The following is an 11,938-nucleotide window of genomic DNA, read 5'->3' as shown; positions in this document are numbered from 1 at the left end:
GTAAGTTACTCACTACCCCAGCGGTAAGTAGCGCCGACAGCATACCCACCGCGCTCAATATCAAGCTGAATACCTGAATAATTTTTATCTTGTGTTTCTTTCGACTGCAGGCAAGCACAAATCGCCTTCAATACCCCTCCACTCGCCCCCAAAGGGCCAGTCGTGGTACCTATTAGCCGATAGGAGGTGTCTCTATTAACCCAAGGAGAAAGGAATTGAATTGATTCCAGCCACACAGGCTCATCGCCTTCGGCTGACAACATCAATTCATCCAACTCCTCTACACACGACTTTCCAAGTTGCTTGACGACATTTGAAACCGCGGTGTTGTTACTATCGAGTTGAAGATCAATTGCGATCTTATTGAATATAAGTCCCTGTTTTTGCGCGGAGCAACGCGCGACAACTAATGAATCATGCTCCCCTTTAGCATTGGCAACATGTAAAGCGATAATCCATAATGGTTTAGTCTGTTTCACTGCTCGTTGGATGTGACTCAGTGCCATCAGAAAAGACGCGTTCCCATACGGATATAACGCCAAATGTTGTGGTTCTACTCGTTGAAACACCGAAAGAAGCAGCGTTGTAATACGTTGAAGCTCAACCTTGTCCGATAGCTTTGGTAACAGAAGATAAACTTGCCCTTCGACACCACATTCAGACAGTGCTTTTGAATAGTGAGTTAATCTGTCATAGGCAGGCAGGACTGAGCTTTCCCTGGCTTGTGGAATCAGTTCGTTTTTTTCTGATGGCCTTAGCGTATTGTTTGCCAATTGCTCTATAGAAAACGCTTGATCGCCCAGCATACAAAGGTGGGATTGAAACAATAGCGCCATTTACCCACCAATTAATATTGCTGAGTTACCGGCAACAATTTTACCGCCATGCGCAGTGGAGTCTCCCAGCCTAGCCGCAGGTTTTCCGTTGATTTTGACGCTCGAAGACCCGGATGAAATAGTGTCTGGAGGCCCCACACAAGAAAGCTTGTCTCCCTGACGCGCAGCCGGAATACCTGAAATCTTCACGTTTGGAGAACCGACAACGACAGGACCACCTACATGAGGGACTTTGTTTGTTTTTTTGGGGCACACATGGTGACTCCCCAATACCGCGGCTGGTTTACCCATATCTGCTCACCTTTAGTTAAGAGAAATTTGACCAGCTTTAAGTGCTATGGCTGAACCATTAATAGAGATCTTGTTGCCTTTAATGTTGATCTCCCCAGAGCTCGACATTTGTATGGACGCCCCTCCTACCTTTATTTCAATGCTCTTACCCGCTTTAACGACAAGTGCTTCACCGATATCAATCCCTTGGTTCTTGCCTACTTTCTGACTCGCGTTATTACCAACCTCTTGCATGAAATCATTGGTAATCCTTTCACTTTTATTGTTCTCTACAGCAATCTCGGCATTGTCTTCCACCACCATTTGAAAGAGTTTCTCAGCATGCAAATACACATGTTCTTCGCCGGGTTTGTCTTCAAAACGTAGCTCGTTGAACTTGTCGCCGCCTTTCTGTACTGAACGGGACTTATAGCCGCTTTGAGAAGCTTGAGCAGGTAATTGATAGGGTGTTAGCTGGGTACCGTTATAAAGAGCCCCAGTTACGATTGGCTGGTCTGGGTCTCCATTTACAAAATCGACGATAACTTCTTGTCCGACTCTTGGATGGAATACACTCCCCCAGCCATTGCCAGCAGTGGCTTGAGCGACTCGAATCCAACATGAACTGTTCGCATCATATTTACCTTCACGATCCCAGTGGAACTGCACTTTGATACGGCCAAATTTATCGACGTAGATTTCGCCATCTTTGTTTCCTGTCACAATTGCGGTTTGCAAACCTCTAATCTGCGGTTTAAGCCTCTGCATTTTTGGGCGCAGAATGGTGTTTGAGTCAACGCAATGAAACGAAACCCTCACACCTTGTGACGATGTACCGCCCTGCCCCGTTTGGTTAAATACCGCAGCAGAAAGTGCGACAGAAGAAAGCACATACTCTTTTCCTACTCGAGTCTTATCCTCATGCTTTTTAAATTTAAAAAGTTTGCCGACAGCAAATGTTCTGCAGCTCGATTCACCACTGCATTGATAAACGTCTTGCTGAAGTGATTCGATCGCGTGTGTATTTCGCAACACAAACTCATCGTCAGTTTCTGCTTCAGCTAAGTATTCGTAGTGCTCACTATTTGGCACCGAAAACAGTTGTGCAGATCCACTAGTAAGATTCTGTGGAGGTGATAAAGGCTTGAGCATATTAAAGCCGGACTTGTGTGCGGCTTTTGTCGTCAGTATTTGCGTTTCATTCCAAGAGTAAATGTGGCTTGCTTGACCTGTTCCCGTCGTATGTTCGACAAGAAACTCTGAGCCAGGTATGTAAAAGTTAAGATCGTCAAACAATTCCAGTATGTGTGCTGAATTTGTATGTGAGAAACAGTAAGCAATCCCTTCTTCAGACAGAAGTCGTTCAACAAATGCCAGATCAGATTCTTCATATTGAACTTTATAAATATATTTAGAGTACGACTTGGTAAGCTTTAGGCTAAAGCTTACGTCATGCTCAGATAATACTTCCGACACAATTTCTTTGATGTCTTTGTTTTGAAAAATACGGGAGTGGACTCGATAATCGGCAAAGCGAACTTTAGGCTCAATAAGTAAATCGATATTTCGATAGTTTTCACCTTGATGAGCGGTGGTCACCCGAGAACCTGTTAACTTAGCTCGTGAGACGACACCATGAAAGTAACGGGGTTGAAAGCTAACACTTGGATCATTGTCCATAGCGATAACAACCTCTTGCCCAATAATATTATTGAGCTCTTCGTGTTGCCCGTTGAAATAAGCTTGTGCATGTAATGAAAAAAGATCTGATACTTTTTCCTTATATTCAAATGAATTTAGAATAATGGCATCTGTACCAAATGGTGTAGAAATACGAATAAAGTTATTTTTCTGTGTCGCTTTTTTCATTAGATACTTCTTTATAAAATAGCGGGAAGCGTTGACTTCCCGCAATTCAATTACATTTGTTGACCTTTCACACCGCTGTAGCCATATACTAATGGTGCAGATGTGTTGTTCTTATCGTCAGTTGGTGTCACTGTCATCATCATTTCAGTGTATGAAATAGTGATAGTTTCAATTGGGCGGTCATCTTGAATTGACACTGAGTAGTTTGAAATCATTGCATCTGTAAGCTCGATTTTCATGATTTCTTCCACTTTCTCACCTTGCTTGGTGATGTGGAATACAGCTGGTTTACCTTTACCAATTGTCGCTTCTTTAAATAGATCCGGTGACGCGCGGTCTTGAAGCTTAGTGATTGTCAGGTCGTATAGACGTGTTGCACTTGCTTCACGGTCCATAGCAGTACCAGTGAATGATGAAATTTCACGACCAACACTCCAATCTACAGATAGTAGTGTAATTAGATCCTTGTACTGCTCAGCAGTTGCTTCACCTTTAATATCTGCATATTTAAGATACGTGTTAGACTGCATGCTAATCTCCTATAGCATTATTAATGACATATTGCTTAATGTTTTAATTATCTATTCTATTTTGATAATTAATGATTGATGTATCAAAAACTTTATTTTAAATACGCTCTTTTATATCTTTAATTAAGAATTTAATTAAGCGCTATTTCTGATCAAAAATGTTTATTATGAAGCGACTCTCAAATAATTTTTACTTTAGAAAAACTGTTAAATAAGTGAGACGTTCAATGAATTAACAGAACCTTCGACATTAATTATTTCAAATGTCTTACCATTAAGAATGGCGTTCAATATTTCATGAGAAACTTTCGGTAATAGCGTATTTTCAATGGTTGTTTGCACGACTCTTGCCCCACTCCCAGACTCGTTACTGCTATCCACTATGTCGGTTACAAGAGCATCACCAAAATGAAGTTCAGCCGAATAGTGTTTTTCAATTCTGTCTGACACCTTTTTCAGCTTGAGGCGTGTAATTTGGGTCAGTACTTCCTTATCCAGAGGTACAAACGGAAGGACATTCACTCTTCCTAAAAAGGCGGGCTTAAAGTCGTTCAGTAAGTCATCGTGTAGTGCGTCTTTTAGTGCACTTGGATCAGGGGCTAGTTCTGGGTCATCGAACAGTGACATGGTGGTATCCGTCCCTGTATTCGCTGTCATGATGATAATCGTGTTTTTGAAATCGATATCTCTGCCTTCGCCGTCCTTAATTATCCCTTTATCAAAGACTTGGTAAAAAATATCTTGGACTCCTGGGTGTGCTTTTTCCATTTCATCTAACAGTATTACACTATATGGCTTACGTCTGACGGCTTCGGTTAATACACCACCTTCACCATAACCCACGTATCCTGGAGGAGAACCTAACAACAATGAGACCTTGTGTTCTTCTTTGAACTCCGACATATTGATTGTCGTAACGTTGTCCTCACTACCATACACTTTTTCTGCAATCGCTAACGCAGATTCCGTTTTACCCACACCACTTGGACCAGTTAATAAAAACACTCCGTTTGGCTTGGATTCATCAGTCAATTGCGCACTCGCCGTTTTGATCACCTCAGACATGATTTCTAACGCATGGTCTTGACCAACAACTCTCTCAATCAAGCTCTCTTTTAGATTTAGAACGGCTTTTATTTCATCATCTTGCAGTTTGCCTAGTGGAATCCCTGTCCAGTCCGATATCACTTCAGCAATCAAAGCCTCGCTAACATGGGAAAACACTAAAGGCTGCGCACTCGCGTTTAAGTCGCTTTCGATTTCCATTAATTTTTTCTTATCTTCACTTAATGGTTCTAGAGCAATTTTTTCGCGTAACGCTATCGCTTGTTCAACCCACGTTTGTTCTTTGTTCCATTGCAACTCCAAGTCAGAGACCTGAGTAGATAACTCATCAATATCTCGTCTTATGCGCTGGACTGATTCAGTATTCTCCGAGCCAAATTGAAACTCTTTCTCAAGCTGCTTTAACTCGTCTTGTTTAAGTTGAACAGATTTCCTTTTGCTATCGAGCAACCCCGGAATGGCATTTTGGCTCAAGGCTACGCGGGAACATGCGGTATCTAAAACGGAAACGGCTTTGTCTGGCAACTGCCTTCCATTTATGTAACGCGAGGAGAGCTGTACAGCGGCTTCTAAAGCATCGCTGGTGATGTAAACACCATGGTGTTCAGCCATAACACTCAGTAGTCCACGTAACATGTTTACGGCAACCGCTGGCGTTGGCTCTTCCACTTTGACGACTTGAAATCGTCTTGTCAGGGCTGCGTCTTTCTCAAAGTATTTTTTGTATTCCGCCCAGGTCGTTGCTGCTATCGTTCGCAGCTCACCTCTTGCCAGAGCGGGTTTGAGAATGTTCGCAGCGTCACCTTGACCGGCTTGCCCGCCACCACCAATCAAACCATGCGCTTCATCAATGAAAAGGATGATTGGCGTGGAAGACTCGTTAACCTCCTTAATTACGTTTTTTAACCGATTTTCGAATTCGCCTTTCATGCCCGCTCCTACTTGAAGCAGAGCCATATCAAGAGACTTAATTGAAACGCCTTCTAGCGCTGGAGGGACATCTCCGTCGACGATCTTTTGAGCCAGTCCTTCGACAACCGCTGTTTTACCGACCCCCGCTTCGCCCGTCAGTATTGGGTTGTTTTGACGCCTTCTAAGCAAAATATCAATCATTAGACGGATTTCATTCTCTCGTCCAACTACTGGATCAATCTTCCCTGCCTTTGCTTGTTCAGTAAGATCCACGGTGAACTGATCCAATGCCGCGTTCGACCCTTTAGTTCTAGTAACGCCAGCTTGATGTGGCGAATTCGCCTCTGATAATCCAAGGAGTGCACTTGCCTCTACTTTGTCTAGCTCTGTGCTGACTTGGTTCATCACGTTCGCCAAGCTGTCATCGGACAAATAAGCACTTAGCAGATGGATACAGTCGAGGTCCGTTGCTTGAAACTCAATCGTCGAGACCATCATGGCGTTTTGCATCACCGAAACTGTATGTGCTGAAAGTCCCGGAACTGACTCACAACCTGTTTTATACTTTTCTAATTGAGATAGTAGCTGTGATTCAACTACCTGCGCGTTTACATTAAATCTATCGAACACTTCAGCATAGATTTGATTGGGATTTTGGACGATGGTGAGTAACCAATGCGTCATTTCAATACTATGGTGGGTACGCGAACTGGCCATAGCGGCAGCTTGCTCAAGTGTTTCTCGTGCAACAGGTGATAACCTTTCGACCAACGCTGAAAGTGAGAGTAAAGCCATTTTGATTCCCTTAAATGGTAATTGTTATTTTTCGATCTTTGGTTCGTTTATGTTTTGCCAAAACGGTTCCTATCCCTAATTGACCAGAACCTTTAACAAGACTAACTTGAGGTAAATGTTTATGACGTGTCGTGAGCTTCCAATTAATGCGCTTATGCTTACCAACAAAGTCCTGCACAACTGACTTTATGGTTGCTAAGCTCGATTTATTTGGCAGTAATTGCTCAACTTGTAATGTGTTTGTCGGAAACAGCTCAATGGTAATTCCTGCATTGATATTCCAAGCCTTGGCACCGATAGAAGCTCCTCGCCCCAATTGGGCAAACTGCCCTTCAGGCAATGAGCCCCCAGCTAGCTTCGTTTGTTCATCTTGCGATACATTCATCCACTGCCCCTGAAGCTCGTGTAACTTAGCATCACAGCCTGTGAGGTGCTCAATTAAGTCTTTTAGCGCACCTTTACCGCGACCTTTCTGCGCAAACAATCCTGCATAGTAATTGTTCAGCCGCTTTTCATGCCCAGTTACCGCTTCAAGACTGCTCAACAGAGGCGCTCGATTGCCCTTATTGTGCTCACGTGCCTGCACCGCAAATTGACTCAACTGCCAACTTCGGTAGTACAGTGACAGCAAGCGATGATTGAAAATGTTATAGAAATCAACCATTGCACCATCACCAGCCTTTTCACGACCGATGGCCAATTCACTGTAGTAGCTTGGTAAAACGCCTTGCTCACCCGTTAATCCAAGCAAGTTCGTTTCTAGGAAAACTTTATGTTCAGAAAGTGTCGCATTAACCAGTTGTGCATTCTCATAACCCAATGAGGCGTTTACTTTTAACTCAAGTTTCTCTTTCTTGGGTAACTCATCCGAGCCTAGTTGAGCTTGTGAACGAAGCAACGCTTGCTCGATTAAGTGAATCGCTTCGAACAACGGTCGCTTTTTCAGCTGAATTAAGAACTCTTCTGGTTTCATAACAGAGCTTTGTTTCCGATCAGTGCTGGCCACCGATGAAATAACTGGCCTGTCGATTTAAGTTTTACTTCTAACTGCGTAAAAATGTTTACTTCCGCAAACTGAGAGAAGTACACCGACAAGACGCAGCCTAAAAGGAAGACTTGCTCTTTAGATATCATTTGTTCAGAGACGGTCAATATGAGCTTTACACCATGAGCAAATCCAACTTTACCTTTTTCGTTCACCCTTCCCGTTGTTTGCTGATACTCGAAATTTACCAGAGCATCGATCAGCGATTTCGTTTCCGCATTACCTGTAAACGCGTACAAGTTGAGTAATTGCTTGAGCGTAGAGAGTCCGTCCTCATCGGTAAAATGAGTCAGGGTAAGCAGTTTGGTTAGTTGCCATCGCGTGCTCTCATCCATTTCCGGCCTCACCGTCTCAGACAAAGAAACAAGGCATCGAAGCTCAGCAAAATTGTCATTAACACTCGGTAGCGAGACCTCTGGCAGGCCGCCACCAAAAGGCAGTTTCTGCGGTAAGTTTCGATTGCAACATTCCGCCTGCACGTACATCAGCCAGTTTTCACGACTTTCAGGAGCAAATAGGCGGTGCTTTTTATCCACGAATGAAATGTAGCTTTCTCGGCCCGGTTCATCGAACCCACCTGCCCAATTCTTATCCTCTCGCCTCATAACCCAAAAAATCTCGCTTTTGTTCATGTAATGGGTGTGTTCACCGGCAAAATAACTGGGCAAGTTCTCGTATGTTTTATTCCAATTCCTAAGCGTGACATTCGAAATAGACACCACTTCGTTGCTCTCTGCTTCTTGGTATTGTGGAGACAGTTGGTATTCGTACTCGACTGGCTCTAGTCGCTTTGGCTCCATTGTTGTTTTGAAAAGATTGATGATGGGAACACAACCTAATAACACACTGTCTTTGTCAACTTGCTTTGGGAGCCAGTCATCATTGCAGTCAAAGTAGAAGTTGAGTTCCAACTCCTCGTTAATACCTAACTTTTCGAGATTTAAGTCAACGACATCAAAGAACATAAACTTCTCGGGGAAATGTAAATATTCCACCAACATCCTCGAAGAAGAAAAGCTTCGCTTGCTGTAGGGCACGACTTGTTCACTATCGATAAAACCGACAGCTTGGCGGTGACGTGGAGTGTACGAAGCCTGCTCACAACCATTCACCGAGACAGAGATCCCGATTAGGCTTTGGAACAATAGCTGATATAGCCGCTGAGTAAGCTGTGCTTGGCCATTGAGGTAGAATCTGAGTGTCTCGACGCCCATCTCACTTAATGCAGACTCACCATCATTAGCCTTGATCTTTACCTTAAGTACAGATTTAGACGAACGCTCCCAAGGAGAACCAATCGGCTGTATCGGGGCATTTTCAAAGGTTCCTGCCGATATATCGAAGGGATGCATTCTTGTTTCATAACACGTTCTGAATTCACATTCTTTGTAACCCGGCGCGCCAACCATCACCTTTTCCCCCTTAGAAACATCAAAGGGAGCAGAGGTCGACTCATTACATTTCATTTTAATGATCGACATTGAAGGGATTGGCGCATGAAAATCCGGATGTAATTGCCCCATCAAAGATTCCGTAAACTGCGGATAACTGTTATCGAGACTTTGACGTATACGAGCTGTCATGAAAGCGCAGCCTTCAAGAAGCCTCTCCACATGAGGGTCATCAACTTGCTCTTCACTGATCCCCAATCGAGAGGCAATTTTGGGGTACTGCTCGCCAAACTCTTGCCCTTTATGGCGTAAGTAAGCTAACTCTCGGTTGTAATACTTAAGAAACTCGTCACTCATTTCATTCTGCTCAACTTCACGCCTAAACTTACGGGTTCTACTTCTGAGTTAAATGTTACTTCGTGTGTGTTATTGCCAATCAGACAAGTCGCGCTGATCTTTAGTCTCAAGGTTCTGTCTACTGCGCTCTTTTCATCTAGAATGCTAACGTTCGGGCTTTCTAGGCGAGGTTCAAACTCTAAAATCGCATCACGAACGATCTCACACAGTTGATCTTGCCCCTGCTTGCTGCTGTATGGCATAGACGAAAAGTCAGGTAATCCATAATTTAAAATTGAGGACTTTACTTCTCTGAGATCATCCGAAATTTCCGTCCAACCGATACGGCTGTTCAGCATGGACTCCAAATCTCTTAGAAGATTGTCGACCAATGCTTGCTGACCCAACGGAAAATCCTTGTCTTCTCTGAGATGTGGATCGTTATCGATAAGCTTGTCGAGTAAAGAAGCGACCAATGGCATAAAAACCTCTATGCCAATGCCTTGCTTTCTGACAACGTGTCCAGCTCAAAGATTGGCAGAGCTTTATCACCGACAAGCCAACATTTTTGACCTAGGCCGACAAACAGTTCACTTTCACCTAATTGCCTCCAATCTGTTTCTCGGCCAAGTTTTTGCGCGTCGGTAACAGAATCAATGTAAGTCAGAGGCATATGCCCCTCACCTTCACCCAAGCCTTCAATGTCAAACTCAACAGGTCGCCAGATGTGTTCAAGCATCGAGCCCGCTTGTTTTATGTCTAGCTGCTTAATGTTTTTGATCGGCACCAGAAAGTAATTACCTGCCGTCGAGAAGAGTTCGATGTATCCGGATAAACGATCGTCAATATCTCTTACATCCTCAAACTCTCGAGTTCCTTGTAGGAAACGCTTTTGCTCTCGCATGTTTTCCAGTGACTGAGCGAGTTCATAGCCCTGGTCAAACTCTTCATTTTTGATGGCTAAATTAAGGTCGACAACAAGCTCGTTGGCCTGCTGATCAAATTCAATAAACTGTGCAGTGGCAGCCCCACCAGTAAAGTCTTTTCGCGCTTGTGCCGCTTTCACCATATGGCGTAGCTGACTCGCACCAGATAAATATTCAGGGAACAATTTAATAGACTGTATGAGCTGATCGTCAGCACGTTCAAAATCACCGTCAATACACAACAGTTCAATAAAAGAACTGCGTAACCCTGCATCTTTTGGTGAAGCTTTAATGTCTTCGATAATCAGTGTTATAGCCTGTTGTAAGTTGCCCTCAGAAAGCGCATTTTTCCATGTTTTCATTGTCTTCCCTTACACCACTTGTTCTGGTGATAATTCCGTAATAAGTTTGACTGCCGACACCATCTGGTCGAGTTGAAAATGAGGCCGTAAATGAACCACCGAATAATAGTGTCCGGGGGAGTCACGTTTTTCTTTAACGCTGATGTTTGCCTCATTTAAAGGGTATTTTGCCCTCAGTTCATCCGAAGCTTCGTCAGAGGCTGTTGTGTATTGATGAAGCCACTTTTGGAAGTCTCGTTGGATTGAATCTGCATCTTGATAACCACCGATTTTGTCTCGTCCCATGACCTTTATGTAATGGGCGATTCGTGAAACACAAAGCGTGTATTGCAGCATCGAGGTCAACTTGGCGTTCATAGTGATATGCCGCTCTTCGAACTGTCTTGGCTTATAAATGGACACGCTGGACGTCATCCCCACCATGTAGGTTTCTGCAACCGGTGACATGGTGATAAATCCACAATCCGATATTTCTTTTTCCTTCCGCTCTGAAACCTTTAAGTTCAAAGGACTTCTATCACGGGTATTTTTGCTAGTGAAGTGCACTGAACTTCGCGTGGGCGCTAAAATTGTTCCTTGTGTGTAATCGCCTTGCTTAACGCCCCTCATGTGAGTAAACCAGCCATGTTCTTGATACGTTCGAATTGCAATCGCAGCGAAACAAAAAGCGGCACTTCCCCACTGCAATTCGCGCTCAGAATCATTAATAGTCTCTTCGAAATCAAACCCTTCTATACGAGAACCGTCTCTGGTATAAGGCAAGCGAAACAACACGTTTGGTGCAGCAATACCGATGAATTTCGCATCTTCCGATTCTCGTAACTTTTGCCATTTTATGTACTCAACTTGTTCAAACTGAGCGCCGATATCTGTGGTCGATGACAACTCTGAAAATCGATTAACACCAAACACACTTGGCTGTGCAGATAGAATGAATGGACTGAATGCCGCTGCCGCAGTTTGCGAAACCTTACTTAACACCGTTAAATCTCGATCAAAGTGATTTTTCGCTGGGTCATGTCTTAGTTCGTAATCACCGATCACCACCCCAAAAGGCTCACCACCCGGCATGCCATATTCATTCTGATACAACAATTTAAACAGCGCAGATTGATCAAACTCGATGGCTTTCAGTGCGTCTTTGCTGACCTCATTCCATGTTGCCGAAAGTACTTTTATCTTCACAGGCTCACTGGATTGGCTAGCAGTTTGCTCACACAGATAGCGAACACCTAACCATGATTTTTCCAATGCTTGAAATGCTTGATGATGAATAATCTCATTCAATTGCTCTTCCAATATTTGGTCAATCTGATCGATGGTCATCAACACGCTATATCGAAAGTCATCAACAGTTGAACTCTTTGTTCCCTCTAGCCAAATTTTTGCCGAATGTATTGAATCTACTGACTCGACAAACTGGGTAACCCAGTGACTATCAAGTTCCGCACACCCAAGTGGACTGAACTCGTGTTTCAGTTCACTTGGGTCTAAGAAATTCAATGTCATATCGTTAGCCATTCCAAATCGTCACTTTTAATACTCAATCTCTATTCCCAAGCGTGGAAGGAGTGGTTGACCCAAAGGCCAACCACCCATTA

The 11,938-nt window shown here is 43.7% G+C and carries 10 protein-coding genes; all 10 read right to left on the bottom strand.

Annotation, left to right across the window (positions count from 1 at the left end):
• Positions 1–5: 5 nt before the first annotated feature.
• Entirely contained in the window at positions 6–836 is an 831-nt protein-coding gene (locus tag ACLIIY_RS24640) for an NAD/NADP transhydrogenase beta subunit (protein WP_434528699.1), read from the bottom strand.
• Positions 837–1,127, bottom strand: a complete 291-nt coding sequence (locus ACLIIY_RS24635) for a PAAR domain-containing protein (protein ID WP_020196276.1) — start codon at positions 1,125–1,127, stop codon at positions 837–839. It abuts the gene before it with no gap.
• Between the two features lie 12 nt (positions 1,128–1,139).
• Positions 1,140–2,975: a type VI secretion system tip protein TssI/VgrG gene (gene tssI, locus ACLIIY_RS24630; protein WP_434528698.1), complete on the bottom strand. Its 1,836-nt coding sequence runs from the start codon at positions 2,973–2,975 to the stop codon at positions 1,140–1,142.
• A gap of 50 nt (positions 2,976–3,025) precedes the next feature.
• Positions 3,026–3,505 carry an Hcp family type VI secretion system effector gene (locus tag ACLIIY_RS24625; RefSeq protein ID WP_005426862.1) on the bottom strand — a complete coding sequence of 160 codons (480 nt, stop codon included), beginning with the start codon at positions 3,503–3,505 and terminating at the stop codon, positions 3,026–3,028.
• 207 nt (positions 3,506–3,712) lie between these two features.
• On the bottom strand, positions 3,713–6,277 hold the full coding sequence (gene tssH, locus ACLIIY_RS24620) for a type VI secretion system ATPase TssH (RefSeq protein WP_434528697.1): 2,565 nt from the start codon (positions 6,275–6,277) through the stop codon (positions 3,713–3,715).
• Between the two features lie 10 nt (positions 6,278–6,287).
• Positions 6,288–7,250 (bottom strand): type VI secretion system baseplate subunit TssG, encoded by a 963-nt coding sequence (gene tssG / locus ACLIIY_RS24615; RefSeq protein WP_418111521.1) that lies wholly within the window; start codon positions 7,248–7,250, stop codon positions 6,288–6,290.
• Positions 7,247–9,070 (bottom strand): type VI secretion system baseplate subunit TssF, encoded by a 1,824-nt coding sequence (gene tssF, locus ACLIIY_RS24610; RefSeq protein ID WP_434528696.1) that lies wholly within the window; start codon positions 9,068–9,070, stop codon positions 7,247–7,249. The genes tssG and tssF overlap by 4 nt, the downstream gene beginning before the upstream one ends.
• Positions 9,067–9,531: a type VI secretion system baseplate subunit TssE gene (gene tssE, locus ACLIIY_RS24605; RefSeq protein WP_434528695.1), complete on the bottom strand. Its 465-nt coding sequence runs from the start codon at positions 9,529–9,531 to the stop codon at positions 9,067–9,069. Before tssE ends, tssF begins: the two co-directional genes overlap by 4 nt.
• A gap of 8 nt (positions 9,532–9,539) precedes the next feature.
• A complete protein-coding gene (locus tag ACLIIY_RS24600) occupies positions 9,540–10,337 on the bottom strand; it encodes a type VI secretion system accessory protein TagJ (protein ID WP_199460484.1) in 798 nt (265 codons plus the stop codon).
• Between the two features lie 9 nt (positions 10,338–10,346).
• Positions 10,347–11,858 carry a type VI secretion system contractile sheath large subunit gene (gene tssC, locus ACLIIY_RS24595; RefSeq protein ID WP_434528694.1) on the bottom strand — a complete coding sequence of 504 codons (1,512 nt, stop codon included), beginning with the start codon at positions 11,856–11,858 and terminating at the stop codon, positions 10,347–10,349.
• Positions 11,859–11,938 lie beyond the last annotated feature (80 nt).

The sequence above is a fragment of the Vibrio sp. K4 genome (assembly GCF_051122595.1).
GTDB classification, from domain to species: Bacteria; Pseudomonadota; Gammaproteobacteria; order Enterobacterales; family Vibrionaceae; genus Vibrio; species Vibrio owensii.
This window is presented reverse-complemented; position numbering and strand designations above follow the sequence as displayed.